The following is a 19717-nucleotide window of genomic DNA, read 5'->3' as shown; positions in this document are numbered from 1 at the left end:
AGCAATAGTGACCGTAACTCGGCAGGGCAGATGAGTCTTTTCCACCTGATTCTCGTAGCAATTATTCAGGGAATCACTGAGTTTTTGCCCATATCTTCATCAGGTCACCTGATCCTTTTGCCAAACCTGACGGGCCTGCAGGATCAGGGGCAAACCATAGACGTTGCGGTGCATGTGGGAACCCTTGGCGCGGTCGTTATGTATTTCTGGCCGGACGTTAAACGCGCCATTTCCGGCCTACCGCATGCCTTGATTGGCCGTACTGACACAGAACAAGCACGCTTAGCCCTGGGCCTGATCATCGCAACAATCCCGACGGTGATCGCAGGCTTCATCCTGTATATGACGGGGCTGAATGAGGCCATGCGTTCGATCACTGTAATTGGTTGGACCATGTTGGGTTTCGGTCTGTTGCTGTATTGGATGGACCAGAAAGCCCCACAAACCAAAGAAACCGCTGATTGGGGCGTACGCGACGCGTTCAAAATGGGATTGTGGCAGGTTCTTGCCCTGATCCCAGGCACATCACGGTCTGGAATCACCATCACTGGCGCGCGCCAGTTAGGCTATACCCGCGAAGATGGCGCGCGGATTGCCATGTTGATGTCGATCCCGACGATCCTTGCCTCTGGCACCTTGCTTTCTTTGGATGTGATAGGAAACGCCGACGCACAGTTGGCGCGCGACGGCGCCATTGCTGCGGTGTTTGCTTTTATCTCAGCTCTTTTGGCACTCAGCCTGATGATGCGGCTACTGCGCAGCGTCAGCTTCACACCCTACGTCATCTACCGCGTCATTCTTGGCGCGATCCTGCTGTTCATGGCCTACAGCTGATCAGTCCGCAGGTTCTTCGCCGAATTCTGAATCTCGTCATACTGACCCGAGGGGCGGAACTTCCACAAGTATTCCGGCAGCACAGATTCCAACGTGGTCGGCGTGATCTCAAGATCGGCGAAAGACCTTGCTCCATCGGTCACCACATTGTCGTTCCGCAGGTTCTTCAGCTGATCGCGGGTCAGAATGTTGTTCGGGAACAACTGGAAACTGACAAACTTCACGATATCCAGAACACCCGCCATGATCCGAGCGGCAAAGAACGGCATACCGATAATAACGCGACGACGATGGATCACTTCCAGCATCTGCTGCATCAAAGCGCGGAAGGTTTTGACCTCGGGACCACCCAGCTCATACACACCAGGTTCGGCCTGTCCCAGAACACCTTTGACCGCAGCCTTGGCCACATCATCCACAAAAACCGGCTGGAATTTGGTTTCGGCCCCAACCAATGGCAGGAACGGCCCCATGCGCGTCATTCCGGCGAAGCGGTTGAAGAATTGATCCTCTGTGCCAAAAATCACAGATGGCCGCAGGATCACCGCGTTTGGCATATGCTTCAACACGCCCGCCTCGCCCTGCGCCTTGGTCTGAGAATATTCGCTGGCGGCGTTGGCGTCAGCGCCAATGGCCGAGACATGAACCATCCGTTCAATCCCCTGCTCAGCCGCCAATCGCGCAATACGCTCGGCCCCTTCGGCCTGTACAGCACCAAAATCGTTTTTGCCCAGTTCGTTCAGAACACCAACGCAGTTGACCACAGCATCCGCACTGTGCATGGCCAGCGCAACGGACGCGTCATCGCGGATGTTGCACAACACCGGCTCGACTTGGCCGACGACGCCATAAGGTTTTACGAACATCGCCTCGTTCGGGCGGCGCACTGCTACCCGTACACGCCACCCCTCACTTGCCATGCGCCGCGCGATGTAGCGACCGACAAATCCCGATCCGCCATAAATCGTCACCAGTTTCGACATGAGAGGGCTCCTGCTGAGAAATTGCGCCCTAGACCTAACGCCCGCAAGCCTTCCTAACAAGGCGCTAATTCGCCGCGTGAGGAGTGAAATGCGCCGAGCCAATTCAGCGGCCCAGAAGCAAATTCAAAAAACTTTCAAAAATCTCTGCGAATTTGGTTGACGCCCTCCGCCGCTGGGCTTAAACGCCCCCTCACGACACCTGCCCAGGTGGCGGAATTGGTAGACGCGCTAGCTTCAGGTGCTAGTGTCCGTATGGACGTGGAGGTTCGAGTCCTCTCCTGGGCACCAAATCTCTTCCTATCATACTGAAAATAAACGTGGTTGCGGTAGAGCGTACCTGTCTACGTTAAGCTCTGTTTGCGTTGTGCGTCCTGTTCTGATCCCTGCTCCGGGTGCAAAGCAAATCGCCACAGCTTGCCCTGAACCACATCGCTACAAGTCCGAAAATGAAGCGGATCAAGGTATTCGCAATTCGGAGGAGCTGACTGCGCCCTAGCTTTCAACGCAGAAAAGCCTCCGATCAGCGACCGGAGGCTCAAAGGCACACTGATTCAGGTGTGATGACCACATTGGTCTGTTTCAGGCTCAGGCCTGTTTCTGAACTTCGGTCTCTTCTGCAACTTCGACGGGCTCCGCAGTCGCTTCAACCGTTTCAGTCTCGTCCAGCGGCTCTGCCTCTTCCGGATCGTCCGTCTTGTCTTCAAGTGCACCCACGATCAGTGGCAACATGTGAACACCGGTCGCGCTTGCGATCTCGGGCGTCTGGGGCGTTTGCCAGCTGAGCGTATCGAAGCTGCCGCAATTCTGGCAAACCGGGGCCCATTCGGGTTGGATGTCATGACAATTGTCACACACCCACTGCGGACCACGCGGTGCGTTGAGCGCCTTTGCCAGCCAGCCCTGTACAACAGCGTCCGTAGCACCTTCGCCGCGCTCAATGGCGGCCATCAACGTGAAAGCACGCGCATCTCCTTGTTTTTCTACCACATCCCCCAGCGCACGACGGGCTTCTGGGAAATCTTCGGCCACAATGTTCAACTCGGCAAGAATCAAACGGGTTTCCAAATTCTCGGGGTGAATGCGGGTCAGCGCGGTAAAACGCTTGAGCCTTTCCGTAGGCGTTTCATCCAGCGCAATCTCGGCAAAGGCATGGGCCAAATCTGGATGAGGTTGCGCCTCCCAGGCCTTTTTCAGAATCTTGGTTGCCGGGCGGGGTTTGCCTTTGGCGATGTAAGCACGGGCGGCCATGGCCGCGGCAGGCACCAGATCAGGTGACAGTCGATTGGCCTCGATCGCGTGTTCCTGCTGTTCTAAGCTCGCATCTTCGTTCAGAATATCCTTCGCCTCGGACAAAGCCAGAACCGCGTCGCGGCGCTTGAAAACGTCACGCGGCAGATAGCCCGCTTTCAATTTGGAAGACAGGGTCGAGCGTGCCCCGGCCCAGTCCTGGGCCTTGGTTTGCAGGTTCAGCAAAACGTCTTGCGTTTCTTCATGGCGCGGTTTGATTGCCAAAGCCTTTTCGGCCAACTTGCGGGCCGTTTCGTCATCACCTTCAGCCAGCTTCTGCTTCATGATCCCGCGCACGCCGACAAAACGGGTCGCGTTGTTGGTGACAAGTTTCTTGTAGGTTTCAGCCGCTTTTTTGGTGTCGCCCGTCATCTCGGCCGCCTGCGCCACCAACAGATTTGTCAGTTCCGGCTTGTTCAGCAGCTTCTCGGCCTTGTTGGCTTTGGTCATTGCTGCACGCCCCTCACCCGAAGCCAGTGCCATCAGACCATCCGACAGCGCCTGATACCCGCGCTGTTCGCGGCTGCGGTCGAAATATCGCGACAGGGCCGTTTCATCGCCGTTGAGGAACTTAAGCGTGGCAACCAAAAGGCTGAGTAGTTTGAAGAACAGCCAGACGGCAAATACCAGCACACCCAGCGCAATCACGGACTGTAATGGTCCAAGCGTGAATTCCGTGCCCGCGACGGTGATCTGCACCCCACCGCTGGTTTGCATCAGGAACTGACCGCCCAACGCCAGCAGGCCAATAATCGCAACAAAAACGAGGATCTTAAACAGTGACCACAGCATGGCAGGTCCTTCAGTTCGAGTTCAGGCCAGAAGCCAAAGTATTCGCCGCATCGACAGCAGCGACCCGTGTCTGAGCCGCCTGCTCCCAATCGGCCATCGCGGTCTGCGCCGCTTCCGGAAGTGATTTCAGCTCGCTCAACGTTTTGGACAGGTCTCCGTTCGCCAGCGCAGCCTGAGCGCGCGACAGAACGGCGTCCGGCCCATCCCCTTCTTGTGGCGTGACCGAACGCGCACCCGTTTGCCGTTGCAAAAAGGCAATCAGGCCGGTGCCCTTGTCCGCATCACGCGCGTTTGCCAAAGCATTTCGGGCTGCTGGCTCAAAAGAAGCCCGAAGTGACGACAAGGTTTCCACACCTTTGTCAGCCGGCGCGCTCAATGCGTCAGGCACATCGACACCACCCGCCTTCAATTCCGCAACCAGTTCGGAATAGGGTTGGCCCGCATCCAACTGCCCATGCACACGAGACAGAACCGCTGCATTTGTAGCAGCCTGAGCTTCGGCAGATGCTTTCGCCTCGAGCGCTTGCGCGTCCGACACCATCTTTTCGACCTCAGCCCGTTGCGCCGCCAGCGAATGCTGAAGCTTTTTCAGCTCAGCCTCAAATGCGGCAGTGGCCTCAGGTGATGCGTTGGCTTCGATTGGGGCTTTCTCAAGCGTTGCGATCCGTTCCGATAAAGGCGAGACCTGACCGGACAGCGCATCAACTGATGATTTGACTGCGTTCAGGTCACCTTCGACCGGTGCCAGCTTGTCAGACAGGGCTTTGACCTGATCGGTCAGACCAGAGACGTCTGGAGTGTTTGCCAGCGTCTGAGACAGCTTCGCAATCTGATCCGACTGATCCGCCAGTTTCGATTCCAGTGCCGCCAGAGCGTCCGAGTGGTCGGTTCCACCCGGTAGCAGCCCACCACTGCCCAGCGCAAATCCGACTACAGCGGCGACAGCCCCGCCCAGCAAAGCAGGCGCAAATCCACCGCGCTTTTCCACCACACGCTCGACAGTTTTTTCTTTGACCGGGGCGGCCTCTTCCGGTTGTACTTCGGCTTCGGCTTCGGCTTCGGCTTCGGCTTCGGCTTCGGCTTCGGCTTCGGCTTCGGCTTCGGCTTCGGCTTCGGCTTCGGCTTCGGCTTCGGCTTCGGCTTCGGCTTCGGCTTCGGCTTCGGCTTCGGCTTCGGCTTCGGCTTCGGCTTCGGCTTCGGCTTCGGCTTCGGCTTCGGCTTCGGCTTCGGCTTCGGCTTCGGCTTCGGCTTCGGAAAGGTCTTCTGCTACAGGTTCATCGGGGTCAACAGGCGTATCTTCCTGTTGCAGCTCGGATTCAACAACGTCGTCTGCCTTGGGGTCTTCCACCGGCTTTTCGTCGGATTTCTTCTTACCAGCCACCGCAATATTCCCCTTATCGAATCCAAATTCAGATGAATAACAGCCCAAGTTAAGTTAATCGGGGACCTCGCCTCCCTCAACCCGCAACACATGTTTTACAAGCTTTTTAACTGCCTTACGCATTTTCTTGGGTGTCGGCGCTTTGGCGATCTTTAGGTGCGCATAGTCCATGGAATAAAGGGGATCAGCCGTTGCCTGACTGATTGCGGCAAGCCAAAGCGGCGCTGAGCCGGACCAAATATCGGCAAAATGTCGCGCCGTGCGCGGTGAAAATAATGGGGCGATGACCGGCAAATCTCGGTCTGCGGCGTCTGCCGCCTCGGGTGTTAGCGGCAACAGAAGCTGCTGATAAACCGGCTTCTCGCGCACAGTCAGACCGGATTCGGTCAGTCGAGCGGCGATATTGCCGCGTGTGTGCTCGCCCCGTAAATGCAACAAAGGGCTGTCGGGCCGATTCTTCAACAAATATCCCACAAGCTCTTCGGCTGTGGCCCCAACCATCTCGGCCTGCCAGCCGTAACCTTTGGCGGTCCCGGTCGTCGACGGACCGACGCAATAAGCAGGCAATGTGCGATCAACATCTTTAGAAGCCGCCGCATTCACCGCGTTGGCCGAGGTGAAAATCAGACCCTTCACCCCCTCTGTTTCGACCGCGACGCTCAAGGGCCGAATCTCGAGAATTGGGGAATAGATAACCTGAACCCGGGATCTGACGCGGGTTGGCAACTGCGCGACAAACCGTTTCGAGGCTGCGCGCGGGCGGGTCATCAACAAATACAACGTATGGCGCCTTGGCCCTTGAGGATTGTTTGCATCCGCGCAGGGTGATACCCCGCCGTTGATGACATGATGCAACGGATCAGGGTGATGGTGCAAACACTTACCGTGCTGGGTTTGGAAAGTAGCTGTGACGACACGGCTGCCGCCGTTGTGCGCCAAACCGACGGCGCGGATGCTGAAATCCTGTCGTCGGTGGTACATGGTCAAACCGATCTGCACAGCGCCTATGGCGGTGTTGTGCCCGAAATCGCCGCGCGAGCGCATGCGGAAAAGCTGGACATCTGTGTAAAACAAGCGTTGGAGTCCGCCGACGTTGATCTGCGCGATATGGACGCCATCGCCGTGACCGCCGGCCCGGGTCTGATCGGCGGCGTCATGTCCGGAGTCATGTGCGCGAAAGGGCTGAGTGCTGCGACCGGTTTGCCCCTGATCGGCGTCAATCACCTTGCCGGGCACGCGCTGACACCGCGCCTGACAGACGGGATCAGCTTTCCCTATTTGATGCTTCTGGTTTCGGGCGGCCATTGCCAATACCTGATCGCCCACGGGCCCGAGCAATTCACGCGCCTTGGCGGCACAATAGATGACGCGCCCGGAGAAGCCTTCGACAAAACCGCGCGCCTTCTGGGCCTGACACAACCCGGCGGCCCGTCTGTTGAAACTGAGGCCCGCGCAGGTGACCCCAAACGCTTTCGCTTTCCCCGGCCGCTGCTGGACCGGCCCGGTTGCGATCTGTCCTTCTCGGGGTTGAAAACGGCTTTGATGCGGATGCGCGACCAGATCGTTGCCGAAAAGGGCGGGCTGACCCGTCAGGACCGCGCGGATTTATGCGCCGGGTTCCAACAAGCGATTGTGGACACCTTGGCCGAGAAAACCCGACGCGCGATGGACCAGTATCTGGTCCTCAATCCATCTGAACCTGTGATTGCTGTAGCCGGGGGCGTGGCGGCAAATTCAGCCATTCGTGCTGCGTTAGAGACTGTTTGTGCGGAAAAAGGCACGCGATTCACGGCCCCGCCGCTGCCCTTGTGCACGGACAACGCCGCCATGATCGCCTATGCCGGTCTGGAGCGTTTTCGCACCGGCGCGCGCGACGGTCTGGACCTGACCGCACGTCCCCGTTGGCCTCTGGATCAGCGCAGCCCCGCAATGCTGGGCAGTGGCAAGAAAGGGGCCAAGGCATGAGCATTTCTGTCCTGGGCTCTGGCGCATTTGGAACCGCACTGGCGATTTCATTGGCGGGCAATGGGCAGGTTACGCTGTGGTCGCGGGATGCGGATCAGGCGCAGCAAATGCAAGAGGCACGAAGAAACGAGGCCCGCCTGCCTGGTGTAACCTTGCCGCCAAACATTGCCGCTACGGCAGATATACAGGAAGCGTGTACCGCAGATACACTTCTTCTGGCTGTGCCGATGCAGAAACTGCAACAGGCTTTGACGGATCATGCACCCTTGTTGCAGGGCAAAACACTGGTTGCCTGCTGCAAAGGGATCGAATTGTCCACGGGCCTCGGACCGATAGCCGTGATTGAAAGCGTTGTACCAAATGCCAACATCGCGCTGCTGACCGGGCCCAGCTTTGCTGACGACATCGCACGCGGCCTGCCAACTGCGCTGACACTGGCGTGTGCAGATGCCCAGATCGGCAAAACGCTGCAAGCCGAACTCACAACGACAAATCTTCGTCTTTATCGCACGACCGACACGGTTGGGGCCGAGCTGGGCGGTGCGCTAAAAAACGTTATGGCCATCGCATGCGGCGCGACAATGGGGGCCGGATTGGGCGACAGTGCGCGCGCGGCATTGCTGACACGCGGCTTTGTTGAGATGCAGCGATTCGCCACGGCCCGAGGCGCGCGTCCTGATACTCTAATGGGATTGTCGGGACTGGGTGACCTTGTTCTGACCTGTTCGTCTGACTTGTCCCGAAATTACCGTTTTGGCCTGAGTTTGGGTCTAAACCAGAGTTTTGACAGCCAGACGACAGTCGAAGGTGTCGCCACAGCGCGCGCCATGTCGGACATCGCTGAAAAAGAAGGGTTGGACATGCCTATCAGCACTACGGTGGCGGATCTGAGCCATGGTGCATACAGTGTGTCTGAGGCCATTCAAACCTTGCTCAACCGACCCCTCAAGGAGGAATAAATGCTGATCGCTCTCATCGCCAAAGACAAGCCCGACGCGCTGCAAACCAGGCTGGACAACCGCGCCGCTCACCTGGCCTACATCGAAGAGACGGGCGTGGTATCTCAGGCGGGGCCCCTTTTGAATGGTGATGCTATGATCGGGTCGTTGGTCATTTTGGACGTCGCCGATACGGCCGCCGCGCAGACCTGGGCCGACAATGACCCCTACACCAAGGCGGGGTTGTTTCAATCGGTTGAGCTGATTCCGTGGAAAAAGGTGATTGGCTGATGGCGTATTGGCTGTTCAAGTCCGAACCTTCAACCTGGAGCTGGGATCAACAATCCGCAAAAGGGGATAACGGCGAGGAATGGGATGGCGTGCGAAACTATCAGGCGCGCAATTTCATGCGGCAGATGGCCGTTGGGGATCGCGGGTTCTTTTACCACTCGCAAAAAGACAAATCAGTGGTAGGCATCGTTGAGGTCTGCGCCGAAGCTCATCCGGATAGCACCACCGATGATGACCGATGGGAATGCGTGGACATCAAGGCAGTTCGGCCCTTTGCCAAACCGGTGACGCTGGACCAGATCAAGGGGGACGAACGTCTAGCTGAAATGGTGCTGGTCAAGAACTCGCGCTTGTCGGTGCAGCCGGTGACGGAAGACGAATGGAAGGTGATTTGCGCACTGGGCGACACGCAGCCTGATTGACGTGCAAACCTTGTGTGTGGCGTAAAACTTCTCAAGCGCTCGACAAAATGCTATGTTTCTCTGGGCTTCGCCGGGTGGGGGCTTGCCATCTGCTGTTTTTTGTAATCGCAGACGCTTGGTGGTGTTCGAATAAAATTCGGTCTTTCTTGAAAGTGTGACCCCATGTCTGACGTTAAAGGCGGCAGTGGGATTCTCGAAGACGCCGTCGCTGCGAAGAACACAAAAACCTGGGAAGCGCGCCTGAAAGAGGCGCGCGAAAAGCGTGCAAACGCGCTGGCTGATGGAAAGGCCGAAGCGCGCGAACCACCGCGCTTGAAACCAACTGAGACAGACCTTCTACCGCCAACAGATGACACTGAGATCGACGAGATCGTGTCCGAACGGGTGCGCTCACTCCACCTGGATGAACCTGTCAGCAAACCGCCTTCGAAAAGCCGGGTTCCTATTATTTTGGCGGCTCTGTTTTGTGGGGCTTTGCTGCATTGGGCAGGAACAAAGCTGATTGAAACCCAACAGTCCACGCCCGAAAACTCCGTCGTGCAGTCGAATGATCCTGTCGACGAACCCGCATTGGACGAAACACTTTCGCCTACAGCGGCATCGACCGAGCAAATTCCAGAGGATCCTGCTGCGCCCGCGCTTGAGGAAGAAATCCAAGCTCCGATTCTTGAGAAAAAGCCAGTTCCGCCTCCCATTGAAATTGATGAAACACCACTGCAAGAAACCAAGGCGTCACTTGCCCCGCCGATTGTGTTTCTTCCCGCCTCACTTGAACCTGTTTTGGAGGATCCGGAAACGCTTGCCAAACCGGTGTCATTTTCAGTTCCCGTTGCGCCGCAATATCCCGATTCCGGCCTGCTGAAAAAGCGTAGTTCTTTGCAGCCGACACAAGCAGTCTTCGACCCATTGCCCAAAGAGATCACGCAATCAGCGACTCCGAATTACTCTGAGGTAAAACCACTTCAACCCGCTAAACCTTCGATCGACCTTGAAGTGTCACTGTTCGTTCCGGCACGGGTTTCGCAAGACACCAGCGACCGGGCATTCGAGCTATTGAACGAAAGCCGGGCGAATGTGGTTGCGACGGCGCGCGTAGGCTATCGGATCAGAGAAACTCAGGTGCGGTATTATCACCCCGCAGACGCCGAGAACGCCGATCTTGCTGCCAAGGCTTTGGGTGGTATTGCGCGGGACTTCACAGGTTCTGGCAGCAAAACACGCCCTGGACGCATTGAAGTCTATCTGGCTGGCTCGGGTGGAGGGGTAAGCCGCGATTCAGACCGGCAACCGACAAGCTTCGAGACCTTTATAGACCGCATTCTCAATGAGCTTAGGTAATAAATAAGGGAAGGTTCCGACGGTGCAGAACCTTCCCTACCCCCGCGTGCTCCCTACTCACCACACGCGTATGGAAATGTCTGGTTCTGACCGTCCTGGTCACAGTTTGACCTTAGCCCAACCGCTGCCGGTGGTTCAAACCCCAAATATTTAAACTACGATTCAAAAGCGAAACGCCCGCCGAAGAAGACGGGCGTTGCATGTATTTTTCGACAAATCAGCCGTAAACCGCTTCTTTGCCAAAATGCTTGGTAAGCATGTAATAGACCACGGCGCGGTATTTGTTGCGCTCGGACATGCCATAGGTTTCCATGGCTTTGTTGATCCCTTCCATCAGTTCCGGCCCGTCGGCCAGACCCAGCTTTTTGATCAGGAAGTTGTTCTTGACTGTTTCCAGTTCGGAGTCTTGGCTGGCTGCAACTGTTGCCGCATCTGCGTCGTAAATCGCCGGACCGCAACCGATGGTGACCTTGGTCAACAGGTCCATATCGGGGTCCATACCACATTTGCTTTTCAAATCTTCTGCGTATTTAGCGATCAACTCGTCGCGCTTGCCCATATCCCAGTCTCCTTAATCCATAAATCCGGCAATCCTCACCGATGGCCGGAAGAGTAGCCGCGTCCACGGTTTTTCCAAAAGGAAAAAAATCCGCGATTTCTCCCCCCAAAATCGCGTTTGGAACAGTAACTGCCAAATGGTCTATCGGCAGTATCCCCAACCGGGGCCTTGCAGGTGGAAATGGTCCGCGTGCAAACGATTGAAATCAGGGCCAAGAACAACGCGAAACCACTCGCAAGCCCCGCGCCAGATCTGGCGCAGAAAAGCGGCTTCCGGTTCTGCGCCCTGCCAGTCAGACAACAAGGTCAGCGTTCGACCATCAGCCGTATCCATACCGATAATGTCGATCGAGTCCGCGCGGGCGTGGCTGCTCCAACCGCTGTTTTCACCCTGCGCGGTGCGCATACGGCGGCAGTTATAGCTGCCGATGTGACGCAATCGGGTTATGTCGGTCCCAAGCAGATCGCGCGCAGCGGGTTGCACGACGTGGTGTTCCCACATGGCCAGGCGCAAGGTGGTGGTGCAGCTGGTTTCCACAGGCTCCATCCGCGCCGTTACCAGTTGCGACAGCACACCCCGACCACTGATGCCGCAATTCTGATCGACAACCAGATCCTGCATTGCAGGGAATTGCACACCAGCCTCTGCCAAAGCCGCCCGGCACTGTGCCTCATGCGCCAGCGCGCGTTTCAGCTGCCATTTTGTGACCGGCGTCACCGGCGCGCTGATTTTCAGATCGCGCAACGGATTCCAATAAGAAGGCACCGGAGTATTGGGATGCGCCAGCAGCCACCATCCCCCTCCGCCCAACAGGATCACCACGACTGCCAGCCTGAAAATGAAAGACGCCGCCGAGTACAAAAACCGGCGGCGTCCAGAAGTCTGAGTCATCGTCAGACAGCGCTTAGTAGCGGTAGTGTTCCGGCTTGTAGGGACCTTCCGGCTTCACACCGATATAGGCAGCCTGATCGGCGTCCATCTGGGTCAGCTTCACGCCGATGCGATCCAGGTGCAGGCGGGCCACTTTCTCATCCAGATGCTTGGGCAGGATGTAGACCTCGTTGTTGTACTGATCGCCTTTGGTAAACAGCTCGATCTGCGCCAGAACCTGGTTGGTAAAGGATGCCGACATCACGAACGAGGGGTGCCCAGTGGCGTTGCCGAGGTTCAGCAGACGGCCTTCGGACAGCAGAATGATGCGGTTGCCCGAGGGCATCTCGATCATGTCCACCTGTTCCTTGATGTTGGTCCATTTGTGGTTCTTCAGGCTGGCAACCTGGATTTCATTGTCAAAGTGACCGATATTGCCAACGATGGCCATGTCCTTCATCGCGCGCATATGCTCGATGCGGATCACGTCCTTGTTGCCGGTGGTGGTGATAAAGATATCCGCGCTGGCAACTTCGTCTTCCAACAGGGTGACTTCGAAACCGTCCATCGCAGCCTGAAGGGCGCAGATCGGATCAACTTCGGTGACCTTCACGCGGGCACCGGCGCCGCGCAGCGAAGCGGCCGAGCCTTTGCCCACGTCGCCGTAACCGCAAACCACGGCAACCTTGCCGGCCATCATGGTGTCAGTGGCACGGCGGATGCCGTCGACCAGCGACTCTTTGCAGCCGTATTTGTTGTCAAATTTCGACTTGGTGACCGAGTCATTCACGTTGATCGCCGGGAACGGCAGGTGGCCGTCTTTCACCAGCTGATACAGGCGGTTCACACCAGTGGTGGTTTCCTCGGACACACCCTGAATCTGGTCGCGCATCTTGGTGAACCAGCCCGGCGATGTTTCCATGCGTTTGGCGATCTGCTTCTTGATCACCTCTTCCTCTTCCGAGCCCGGAACAGGGATAATGTCTTCACCCGCCTCAGCGCGAGCACCCAGCAGGATGTAAAGCGTCGCGTCGCCGCCATCGTCCAGGATCATGTTCGGGCCTTCGTCGAACAGGAAGGACTTGTCCAGATAATCCCAATGCTCTTCCAGCGTCTGACCTTTGATGGCGAAAACAGGAATACCGGCCTCAGCAATCGCTGCAGCGGCGTGGTCTTGGGTCGAGAAGATGTTGCACGAGGCCCAGCGCACATCCGCGCCCAGCGCCACCAGCGTTTCAATCAGAACGGCAGTTTGGATGGTCATGTGCAGCGATCCAACGATACGCGCACCTTTCAGAGGTTTGCTTTCACCGTATTCCGCACGCAGGGACATCAGCCCCGGCATTTCGGTTTCTGCAATGTCCAATTCCTTGCGACCGAACCCGGCCAGTGAAATGTCCTTAACGATATAGTCCCCGGCCATCAGGCGCTCCATTTTTTCTGGTTTTACTCAGTCCCGGCTGCCCCTAGCATTCCTTGGGGCAGGTGGCAATGTCGATGAGTTGAAACCGAAGGCTAAGGGCCTTTGTCAGCTTGGGGTGCCGTCAATTTTTATCTTTGGTATTGCTTCAAAAAAATCCGTGCCAACGGCAACAATACAGCTGATGCCATTCGCATTGGTGACCAGAACGGTATAACTACCAGTTTTCTTCGAGGTCCAAACCTCCATCACCGATTGCGCACCGCGCGTCTTTTGCAGACCACCAAAGGCCAATTCCTCGGCGTAGCTTTCCTGCAATTTGGTGATGATCGATTCTCGCTCTGCGCAGTTTTGGGCAAAAGCAGGTGGGGCTGTGGCAGCCATACCAAAAGTCAATGCAATGGCGAACAAACGCTTGAACATGGCGAACTCCTTTCGTTTCGCGTTTCGCTTGCGAGAGGAGCACACCGGGAGAAGCGTGTGCCCCCCTCGGTTTTAATGTCGGGATCAAGTGGAGATGTTTCAAAGCACGAACGCTCAAGAAAACGTTGGCAGCTGGTGATCCTGACAGGTACATCATAGCAGAAAAATACGATTTTTATGTGTCCGACTTCACAAGGCATGGCAAAATGGCAACACAACCCCGAGCATGGCAGAGGATGCTGTCAGGCCGCAGGCTGGACCTGCTGGACCCGACCCCAGTGGATATCGAGATCGAAGATATCGCGCACGGACTGGCCTTTGTGGCGCGCTGGAACGGTCAAACCAATGGTGATTTTGCCTATTCCGTGGCCGAGCATTCCTTGCTGGTCGAAGAGATATTTGGTCGAATTTCGCCCAAAGCGCCAATCAAATGGCGGCTGGCCGCGCTGTTACACGATGCGCCGGAATATGTGATCGGCGACATGATTTCCCCTGTCAAATCCGCCGTCGGCCCGGATTATGGCGCGCTGGATGACCGTCTGGCGGCGGCGATCCACATCCGGTTCGGCTTGCCTGCCGAAGTACCGAAGACGGTGAAACGGCAAATTAAGAAAGCCGATAAGATCAGCGCCTGGATGGAGGCGACACAGATTGCCGGATTTTCAGAAGCCGAGGCAACGAAGTTCTTTGGCCGTCCTGATCGGGTGGTAATGGAGGGGTTGACGATTACGCTAAGGCCGCCGGTTGAGGTGCGAGAAGCGTATTTGGCGCGGCACGCTTCATTGTTGGAGAAAATTTGATGGAACTGAATTGGCGGATCTTACGTGAGGTTTACCAAAGTGTAGCTGATGGAGATATTTCATTAGAAAATGCAGACCGTTGGGCCTCTAGCATTGTGCGGGCCGAAGACAAAGGTGTTCTCAGCTTTTACCCAGAGCAAGATCGAGCCCTATTGTGGGAAGCGTCAATGTTTCTATTCGGAATCGACATGAAAGTTTCAAAAGGTGAATATCTTCATTCTTTGGATGAAATCGAAGTGAAATTCTTAGACTTACTAAGTGCTGCTTCATTTTCACAACGCGACACCCAATAACAACTTCTGATAGAGACCTACCACAGGCGGCGCTTGGTCAAGATCAGCCACTATTGTCTTAACGATGCAACAGAGAACCGGCGAAATCTTGCCGCGTATTTGCAGACCTCTTTTCACAGCCCGCATGTTAGCCCTAAAACTCACATGTCTTCGAATGGGCAGTGAAGATTCTTGAACACAGGCATACGCAAAACAGACACGACTTGGCCGCGTTTGTCCGGCACAACCCGAGCCGCATTTGCGGTGGGGTTTTTGAGTCTGATTTCTGCGTGCGCCCATGGCCCAACCGATGCGCAGCTTGACCCGGACCGTCAGTTGATGGCGCTACGCGAGGTCTCGCAAAAGCAGTCCCGCGGGCAAAGGGTGTGGTGCGTACCCTATGCGCGCAACCTCAGCGGTATCGAAATTCGTGGAAACGCCAAGGATTGGTGGGGCAAGGCGCGCAGTGCGTTTGATCGGGGCAACGAGCCGGTTGTTGGTTCTGTCATGTCGTTTCGGGCAACACGCGGGATGCCACTTGGCCATGTGGCTGTCGTATCCGATGTTGTCACCGAGCGCGAAGTCATCGTGAACCACGCCAATTGGCACCGCAACAAAGTGTCGTTGAAGATGGGCGTCAGAGACGTGTCCAAAAACAATGACTGGACGCTGGTACGGGTCGAAAGCCTTCCGGGCCAATATGGCAGCTTGTACCCGGTGAACGGGTTTATTTATCCGAATCCTGACGCGCAGCCTTAGTGCGGATCCCCCGAAGAGGACCCTGAGGGGATTGAACCCAACGGTTTTTCTCTATCTGGGACTGCGCTTTGCCAAAATCCGCTGCAACGTCCGGCGGTGCATGTTCAACCGTCGCGCCGTTTCCGAGACGTTCCGATCACATAGCTCATAAACCCGCTGGATGTGTTCCCAGCGCACGCGATCTGCGCTCATGGGGTTTTCCGGCGGCGGCGGCAGTTCATCGCCCTTGGCCAGCAGCGCGTTGGTAATGTCAGTCGCATCGGCGGGTTTGGACAGATAATCCGTCGCACCGATCTTCACGGCGGCCACGGCAGTCGCAATTGCGCCATAGCCCGTCAGAACCACGACCCGGCTGTCCGGGCGTTTTTCGCGCAGCACTTCAACCACGTCCAGGCCGTTGCCATCCTCAAGCCGCAGGTCAACCACGGCATAAGCCGGGGGGCGTGCAGTAGAAATAGCGCGGCCTGCTGCGACGGATCCGGCGGTTTCAACTTCGAACCCACGCTTTTCCATGGCCTTGGCCAAACGTCTCAGAAACGGCTCGTCATCATCCACCAGAAGCAGGGATTTATCAGGGCCAATATCAAGCTGAGAACTGTCTGCCATACTTAGGTCTTTCTGCTATTTCATGCCGTTGGCTTGAACATGAGTAATAGCAGCGCGGGAACAAAGGTCAAACAACCTTGTTACGAAGCGGCCTGATCCAAAAAGCATCCAACCTTGTCCGCCATTTGCTCGGCCGTGTCATCGCGCTTGAAAAATTCAAGAAAACCATGTTCGGGCGTGACCAGATATGTGAAGGTGGAGTGATCGACCAAATAGTACTCGTCGCTTTTGTCATGCGCCTTGTAATAGGTCTTGTAAGCCTTGCTTGCCACCTTCACTTGCTCGGGCGAGCCTGTCAGCGCGATGGTCTTGCCCCCTAGGTTGAAAGCATAGTCATCCACCACCTCTGGCGTGTCACGTTCGGGGTCGATTGAAATGAACAGCGGCGTGGTGGAATATCCACGCTCGGCCAGAATATCCACGGCGTCAGCATTGCGCGACATGTCAAAAGGACAGACATCCGGGCAGAACGTGTAGCCGAAATAAACCAGCGTAGGCTCGGTGATCACATCTGCGTCAGTCACCGTTTCGCCCTTGCCATTGACCAGCTCAAACGGCCCGCCGATAGTGGCCGATCCCCCTGCGATCTGGCTGGACCGGCACTGCGCAAACTGGTCATCAGAACCGCTGCCCCGCGTCAAAAGCCACATGGCCCCAAGGCCAATTGCCAATACAACAGTTGCGAGAATTGCGTATAGACGGGTCATTTCAGTGTTCCGGTCACAAGGGGGTTGTTGATCGTTTCGGCCGGGACACCTATCAAGATGATCAGCCTTTGCAACAGGACATAAGGAACCGATGGCAGAATCCAACCAGACTTTTTGGCGCGGCCAGGAACGGAGCAGCTGGATTCGCCTGCGCACTCTGATCCTGTTGCGATGGGTGGCCATTATTGGCCAATTCACAGCCATTACCGTTGCCCAACAATATTACGATGTGCAGTTGCAACTGGGCCTGTGCTATCTGGCCATCGGCATTTCGGTCATGGGCAACCTGACGGCCATCCTGTTGTTCCCACAGAACAAGCGTCTGACCGAGTTTGAAAACTTTTTGATGGTTCTGTTTGACCTCTTGCAACTGTCCATATTGCTGTACCTGACCGGTGGGTTGAACAATCCGTTTGCGCTTCTGCTGTTGGGGCCAGTCACGATCTCGGCCAATGTCATGAGCACGCGTTCGACCCTGATCGTTGGCGCGGTGGCGATTGTGCTGACGACCCTGCTGGCCGAGTTCCATCTGCCGCTGCGCACCAGCCTGGGGCTGGTTCTGGATATTCCGGATATTCTTCTGTTTGGCAATTGGGCCGCGATTGTCATCGCTATTGTTTTTATCGGAGCCTATTCCCACCGCGTCAGCGCTGAGGTTCAGTCCATGTCTGAAGCATTGGCTGCGACGCACATGGCGTTGGCGCGTGAACAGAAGCTGACTGATTTGGGTGGCGTTGTTGCGGCCGCCGCGCACGAGTTGGGCACGCCGCTGGCCACAATCAAACTGACCAGCGCGGAACTGATCGAGGAACTGGACGACCACCCCGACCTCAAGGAAGACGCCGCTTTGATCCGCGAGCAGGCCGACCGGTGCCGGGACATTCTGAGGGACATGGGCCGGGCTGGTAAAGACGACCTTCATTTGCGGCAGGCCCCGCTTTCGACCGTGGTGAATGAAGCCGCAGAACCACATGTCGGTCGCGGTAAAGAGGTCCACTTTTACGAAGGGCCAGCGCAGGACGGGGATGTGCAACAGCCTTCGATCCTGCGAAAGCCTGAAATCATCCACGGATTGCGAAACCTGATTCAGAACGCAGTGGATTTTGCACGGTACAATGTCTGGGTCGAGGCTGAATGGACCGACAACCTTATCACCGTCAGTATTATGGACGACGGACGCGGATATCCGTCTCATATGATTGGTCGCATCGGTGATCCCTTTATGCGACGCAGGCGGGCAGAAACGGACCAAAAGGCCCGCCCCGAATATGAAGGCATGGGCCTTGGCCTGTTCATCGCCAAAACCTTGCTGGAACGCAGTGGTGCTGAATTGGAGTTCGCCAATGGCGCTGATCCCTATCAACGCCTGACTGACGACCCCGCTCGCAGAGGCGCCATTGTCAAAGTCTCCTGGCCACGCAAGCTGATTGACGCACAAAAGGGCGATACGCCTGTCCCATCGGGTCTGAACGAACGCATTCAGGTGTGAGTTAAGAGACCGTTAACCAATCCTGCTCATAGTTCAAGCGGGTTGGAGTCTGCTTTGGGGAACACAATGGCCGATTGGATCATTTTGGCCGCGATCAGCATTGTCTCGGGCTGTTTTGCCGTTCAGTGGCTCTTACCGCGTCGTGCGCAAAGGGACCATGCGTTTGGGCTATTTTCAAACACTTCATTGTTTGACGCAGTGTTTCTGTTCGACGAAGAAAGGCTGATCAGCCATTCCGACATCGCTCTGGCAGGTTTCGAACATGTGAGAAACTGGACCGACTTGCGCCGATTGCTACAAAGGGATTTCCCGACCTTTCCGGAATCTCCGGGCGCTGTGCGCGATAAGGGATATGTTGTGGTGTCTCCTATCGACTGCACTGTCGAGCGCGATGTTCTTTGCGAGTGGATTGACGGCATTGTCCGTGTCCGCCTGCGTGAAGCTGCCAAGGCCAAGCCCGCAGGGTCAGAAGCGCAGAACGATCCAACCCGGCTAGCCATGGATCAGGCCCCATACCCAGTGTGGCTGCTGGGTCAGAACAACCGGGTACAATGGTGCAACGCCGCCTATGTCGCACTCGTGCGCAAAGCACGCGATCAGGACACCGACCTGACCGACCCCCTATTCCCTTCAACGCCCGAGGAACGATCCGTTGGAAAAACCAGAGTATCTGTTGAAGTTTCAGGCAGTAGTAACAAGCTTTGGTTCGATCTGACTCAGCTAGAACACGCGTCCGGCCATCTGTGTTATGCCGTCGACATCAACGCCATCGTCCAAGCAGAAACCGCCCAGCGCAAATTTGTCCAGACGATGACCAAGACCTTTGCGCAGCTTTCAATCGGCTTGGCCATTTTCGATCGCAACCGACAGCTTGCACTTTTCAATCCGGCTTTGATCGACCTGACCACCCTACCGCCAGATTTTCTAAGCTGTCGTCCGAGTCTAAGCAGCTTTTTCGACCGACTTCGGGATCAGCACATGATGCCCGAGCCCAAGAACTATCGCAGTTGGCGGCGCCAGATGAATGACCTTCTCGAAGCCGCAGAAGATGGAAACTATCACGAGACATGGTCGCTCCCATCCGGCTCGGTCTATTCGGTCAGTGGTCGACCACATCCCGACGGGGCCGTGGCGTTCTTGTTTGAGGACATCACAGCCGAGATCACCCTGACGCGCCGCTTTCGGTCTGAAATGGACCTTATGCAGTCCATATTGGACAAGCTTGCAGATGGAATTGCCGTGTTTGCAGATGACGGTACCCTGGCATTGACCAACTACGCGTATCAAAAACTTTGGGGTGACGCAGAAGATGCCGGCTTTCAAACTGACACGGCCACAGATGTTACACGACGCTGGCAGGATCTCTGCCTTGCGACCCCGATCCTGGGCGAGATCAGGGACTTTTTGGAATTGCGTGATGATCGGGCGGAATGGACGGCTGAAATTCATTTGAGAACCGGTACCCCTGTTCAATGCACGGTCACTCCGCTACAGAACGGTGCAACCATAGTTCGTTTTTCCATTTCTAGAATCCCGTCGAAAATCCAGCAGATAGAACAGATCAGCGCTTGAACCGGGTTG

Annotated in this window: 21 protein-coding genes and 1 tRNA gene; 12 read left to right on the top strand and 10 right to left on the bottom strand. The window is 56.3% G+C overall.

Annotated features, from left to right (window positions below; genetic code table 11):
* Nucleotides 1-30: 30 nt before the first annotated feature.
* Entirely contained in the window at nucleotides 31-834 is an 804-nt protein-coding gene (locus ACXADZ_RS17710) for an undecaprenyl-diphosphate phosphatase (RefSeq protein WP_475198370.1), read from the top strand.
* On the opposite strand, the gene ACXADZ_RS17705 is transcribed toward ACXADZ_RS17710, so the two are convergent.
* Nucleotides 825-1817, bottom strand: a complete 993-nt coding sequence (locus ACXADZ_RS17705; RefSeq protein WP_475198369.1) for a complex I NDUFA9 subunit family protein — start codon at nucleotides 1815-1817, stop codon at nucleotides 825-827. The genes ACXADZ_RS17710 and ACXADZ_RS17705 overlap by 10 nt on opposite strands.
* 201 nt (nucleotides 1818-2018) lie before the next feature.
* On the opposite strand from ACXADZ_RS17705, the gene ACXADZ_RS17700 reads away from it, so the two are divergent.
* Nucleotides 2019-2105 (top strand) — tRNA-Leu (locus ACXADZ_RS17700).
* Nucleotides 2106-2402: 297 nt separating this feature from the next.
* On the opposite strand, the gene ACXADZ_RS17695 is transcribed toward ACXADZ_RS17700, so the two are convergent.
* The 3 genes from ACXADZ_RS17695 to ACXADZ_RS17685 are packed head-to-tail and all read right to left on the bottom strand — an operon-like array spanning nucleotide 2403 to nucleotide 6045.
* Nucleotides 2403-3896, bottom strand: a complete 1494-nt coding sequence (locus ACXADZ_RS17695) for a heme biosynthesis HemY N-terminal domain-containing protein (protein WP_475198367.1) — start codon at nucleotides 3894-3896, stop codon at nucleotides 2403-2405.
* A 10-nt stretch (nucleotides 3897-3906) separates the two neighbouring features.
* A complete protein-coding gene (locus tag ACXADZ_RS17690) occupies nucleotides 3907-5277 on the bottom strand; it encodes a COG4223 family protein (protein ID WP_475198365.1) in 1371 nt (456 codons plus the stop codon).
* Nucleotides 5278-5331: 54 nt separating this feature from the next.
* The gene (locus ACXADZ_RS17685; RefSeq protein WP_475198363.1) at nucleotides 5332-6045 is read right to left on the bottom strand and encodes a uroporphyrinogen-III synthase; all 714 of its coding nucleotides are present in this window, start codon (nucleotides 6043-6045) and stop codon (nucleotides 5332-5334) included.
* Between the two features lie 99 nt (nucleotides 6046-6144).
* Here ACXADZ_RS17685 and tsaD point away from each other — a divergent pair, with 99 nt between their 5' ends.
* From tsaD to ACXADZ_RS17660, 5 genes are all read left to right on the top strand, one after another.
* Nucleotides 6145-7242: a tRNA (adenosine(37)-N6)-threonylcarbamoyltransferase complex transferase subunit TsaD gene (gene tsaD / locus ACXADZ_RS17680; RefSeq protein WP_475198361.1), complete on the top strand. Its 1098-nt coding sequence runs from the start codon at nucleotides 6145-6147 to the stop codon at nucleotides 7240-7242.
* Nucleotides 7239-8201 carry an NAD(P)H-dependent glycerol-3-phosphate dehydrogenase gene (locus ACXADZ_RS17675; RefSeq protein ID WP_475198359.1) on the top strand — a complete coding sequence of 321 codons (963 nt, stop codon included), beginning with the start codon at nucleotides 7239-7241 and terminating at the stop codon, nucleotides 8199-8201. Before tsaD ends, ACXADZ_RS17675 begins: the two co-directional genes overlap by 4 nt.
* Complete coding sequence (locus ACXADZ_RS17670) at nucleotides 8202-8471, top strand: YciI family protein (protein WP_475198356.1); 270 nt, start codon at nucleotides 8202-8204, stop codon at nucleotides 8469-8471.
* Complete coding sequence (locus ACXADZ_RS17665; protein WP_475198353.1) at nucleotides 8471-8893, top strand: EVE domain-containing protein; 423 nt, start codon at nucleotides 8471-8473, stop codon at nucleotides 8891-8893. The genes ACXADZ_RS17670 and ACXADZ_RS17665 overlap by 1 nt, the downstream gene beginning before the upstream one ends.
* Before the next feature lie 162 nt (nucleotides 8894-9055).
* On the top strand, nucleotides 9056-10231 hold the full coding sequence (locus ACXADZ_RS17660) for a hypothetical protein (RefSeq protein ID WP_475198352.1): 1176 nt from the start codon (nucleotides 9056-9058) through the stop codon (nucleotides 10229-10231).
* 217 nt (nucleotides 10232-10448) lie between these two features.
* On the opposite strand, the gene ACXADZ_RS17655 is transcribed toward ACXADZ_RS17660, so the two are convergent.
* From ACXADZ_RS17655 to ACXADZ_RS17640, 4 genes are all read right to left on the bottom strand, one after another.
* Nucleotides 10449-10790 (bottom strand): DUF2853 family protein, encoded by a 342-nt coding sequence (locus ACXADZ_RS17655; RefSeq protein WP_171184737.1) that lies wholly within the window; start codon nucleotides 10788-10790, stop codon nucleotides 10449-10451.
* A gap of 141 nt (nucleotides 10791-10931) precedes the next feature.
* On the bottom strand, nucleotides 10932-11681 hold the full coding sequence (locus tag ACXADZ_RS17650) for an extensin-like domain-containing protein (protein WP_475198349.1): 750 nt from the start codon (nucleotides 11679-11681) through the stop codon (nucleotides 10932-10934).
* A 13-nt stretch (nucleotides 11682-11694) separates the two neighbouring features.
* Nucleotides 11695-13083 (bottom strand): adenosylhomocysteinase, encoded by a 1389-nt coding sequence (ahcY, locus tag ACXADZ_RS17645; protein ID WP_475198348.1) that lies wholly within the window; start codon nucleotides 13081-13083, stop codon nucleotides 11695-11697.
* A 105-nt stretch (nucleotides 13084-13188) separates the two neighbouring features.
* The gene (locus tag ACXADZ_RS17640) at nucleotides 13189-13503 is read right to left on the bottom strand and encodes a hypothetical protein (RefSeq protein ID WP_475198345.1); all 315 of its coding nucleotides are present in this window, start codon (nucleotides 13501-13503) and stop codon (nucleotides 13189-13191) included.
* A gap of 206 nt (nucleotides 13504-13709) precedes the next feature.
* Here ACXADZ_RS17640 and ACXADZ_RS17635 point away from each other — a divergent pair, with 206 nt between their 5' ends.
* The 3 genes from ACXADZ_RS17635 (at nucleotide 13710) to ACXADZ_RS17625 (ending at nucleotide 15334) form a co-directional block, all read left to right on the top strand.
* Nucleotides 13710-14303 carry an HD domain-containing protein gene (locus ACXADZ_RS17635; protein WP_475198344.1) on the top strand — a complete coding sequence of 198 codons (594 nt, stop codon included), beginning with the start codon at nucleotides 13710-13712 and terminating at the stop codon, nucleotides 14301-14303.
* Nucleotides 14303-14596 carry a hypothetical protein gene (locus ACXADZ_RS17630; RefSeq protein WP_475198342.1) on the top strand — a complete coding sequence of 98 codons (294 nt, stop codon included), beginning with the start codon at nucleotides 14303-14305 and terminating at the stop codon, nucleotides 14594-14596. The genes ACXADZ_RS17635 and ACXADZ_RS17630 overlap by 1 nt, the downstream gene beginning before the upstream one ends.
* A gap of 252 nt (nucleotides 14597-14848) precedes the next feature.
* Nucleotides 14849-15334, top strand: coding sequence for a CHAP domain-containing protein (locus ACXADZ_RS17625; RefSeq protein ID WP_253746708.1), 486 nt, complete (start codon nucleotides 14849-14851; stop codon nucleotides 15332-15334).
* 51 nt (nucleotides 15335-15385) lie between these two features.
* On the opposite strand, the gene ACXADZ_RS17620 is transcribed toward ACXADZ_RS17625, so the two are convergent.
* Together ACXADZ_RS17620 and ACXADZ_RS17615 are read right to left on the bottom strand one after the other, a co-directional pair.
* Nucleotides 15386-15940, bottom strand: coding sequence for an ActR/PrrA/RegA family redox response regulator transcription factor (locus tag ACXADZ_RS17620; protein ID WP_050604676.1), 555 nt, complete (start codon nucleotides 15938-15940; stop codon nucleotides 15386-15388).
* An 80-nt stretch (nucleotides 15941-16020) separates the two neighbouring features.
* A complete protein-coding gene (locus ACXADZ_RS17615) occupies nucleotides 16021-16647 on the bottom strand; it encodes an SCO family protein (RefSeq protein ID WP_171092736.1) in 627 nt (208 codons plus the stop codon).
* A 91-nt stretch (nucleotides 16648-16738) separates the two neighbouring features.
* On the opposite strand from ACXADZ_RS17615, the gene regB reads away from it, so the two are divergent.
* Together regB and ACXADZ_RS17605 are read left to right on the top strand one after the other, a co-directional pair.
* Nucleotides 16739-18136 carry a sensor histidine kinase RegB gene (gene regB / locus ACXADZ_RS17610; RefSeq protein ID WP_171092738.1) on the top strand — a complete coding sequence of 466 codons (1398 nt, stop codon included), beginning with the start codon at nucleotides 16739-16741 and terminating at the stop codon, nucleotides 18134-18136.
* A 66-nt stretch (nucleotides 18137-18202) separates the two neighbouring features.
* Nucleotides 18203-19708 carry a PAS-domain containing protein gene (locus ACXADZ_RS17605; RefSeq protein ID WP_475198341.1) on the top strand — a complete coding sequence of 502 codons (1506 nt, stop codon included), beginning with the start codon at nucleotides 18203-18205 and terminating at the stop codon, nucleotides 19706-19708.
* Nucleotides 19709-19717: the final 9 nt, after the last annotated feature.

The sequence above is a fragment of the Ruegeria sp. ABM4_193 genome (assembly GCF_056158705.1).
This window is presented reverse-complemented; position numbering and strand designations above follow the sequence as displayed.

Bases quoted from the DNA above. Each gene is read 5' to 3' on its own strand.
- ACXADZ_RS17650 (WP_475198349.1), bottom strand. From the start codon at position 11,681: ATGACTCAGACTTCTGGACGCCGCCGGTTTTTGTACTCGGCGGCGTCT.
- ACXADZ_RS17630 (WP_475198342.1), top strand. From the start codon at position 14,303: ATGGAACTGAATTGGCGGATCTTACGTGAGGTTTACCAAAGTGTAGCT.
- ACXADZ_RS17670 (WP_475198356.1), top strand. From the start codon at position 8,202: ATGCTGATCGCTCTCATCGCCAAAGACAAGCCCGACGCGCTGCAAACC.
- regB (WP_171092738.1), top strand. From the start codon at position 16,739: ATGGCAGAATCCAACCAGACTTTTTGGCGCGGCCAGGAACGGAGCAGC.
- ACXADZ_RS17620 (WP_050604676.1), bottom strand. From the start codon at position 15,940: ATGGCAGACAGTTCTCAGCTTGATATTGGCCCTGATAAATCCCTGCTT.
- ACXADZ_RS17615 (WP_171092736.1), bottom strand. From the start codon at position 16,647: ATGACCCGTCTATACGCAATTCTCGCAACTGTTGTATTGGCAATTGGC.
- ACXADZ_RS17710 (WP_475198370.1), top strand. From the start codon at position 31: ATGAGTCTTTTCCACCTGATTCTCGTAGCAATTATTCAGGGAATCACT.
- ACXADZ_RS17695 (WP_475198367.1), bottom strand. From the start codon at position 3,896: ATGCTGTGGTCACTGTTTAAGATCCTCGTTTTTGTTGCGATTATTGGC.
- ACXADZ_RS17635 (WP_475198344.1), top strand. From the start codon at position 13,710: ATGGCAACACAACCCCGAGCATGGCAGAGGATGCTGTCAGGCCGCAGG.
- ACXADZ_RS17675 (WP_475198359.1), top strand. From the start codon at position 7,239: ATGAGCATTTCTGTCCTGGGCTCTGGCGCATTTGGAACCGCACTGGCG.
- tsaD (WP_475198361.1), top strand. From the start codon at position 6,145: ATGGTGCAAACACTTACCGTGCTGGGTTTGGAAAGTAGCTGTGACGAC.
- ACXADZ_RS17705 (WP_475198369.1), bottom strand. From the start codon at position 1,817: ATGTCGAAACTGGTGACGATTTATGGCGGATCGGGATTTGTCGGTCGC.
- ACXADZ_RS17660 (WP_475198352.1), top strand. From the start codon at position 9,056: ATGTCTGACGTTAAAGGCGGCAGTGGGATTCTCGAAGACGCCGTCGCT.
- ahcY (WP_475198348.1), bottom strand. From the start codon at position 13,083: ATGGCCGGGGACTATATCGTTAAGGACATTTCACTGGCCGGGTTCGGT.
- ACXADZ_RS17640 (WP_475198345.1), bottom strand. From the start codon at position 13,503: ATGTTCAAGCGTTTGTTCGCCATTGCATTGACTTTTGGTATGGCTGCC.
- ACXADZ_RS17605 (WP_475198341.1), top strand. From the start codon at position 18,203: ATGGCCGATTGGATCATTTTGGCCGCGATCAGCATTGTCTCGGGCTGT.
- ACXADZ_RS17665 (WP_475198353.1), top strand. From the start codon at position 8,471: ATGGCGTATTGGCTGTTCAAGTCCGAACCTTCAACCTGGAGCTGGGAT.
- ACXADZ_RS17655 (WP_171184737.1), bottom strand. From the start codon at position 10,790: ATGGGCAAGCGCGACGAGTTGATCGCTAAATACGCAGAAGATTTGAAA.
- ACXADZ_RS17685 (WP_475198363.1), bottom strand. From the start codon at position 6,045: ATGACCCGCCCGCGCGCAGCCTCGAAACGGTTTGTCGCGCAGTTGCCA.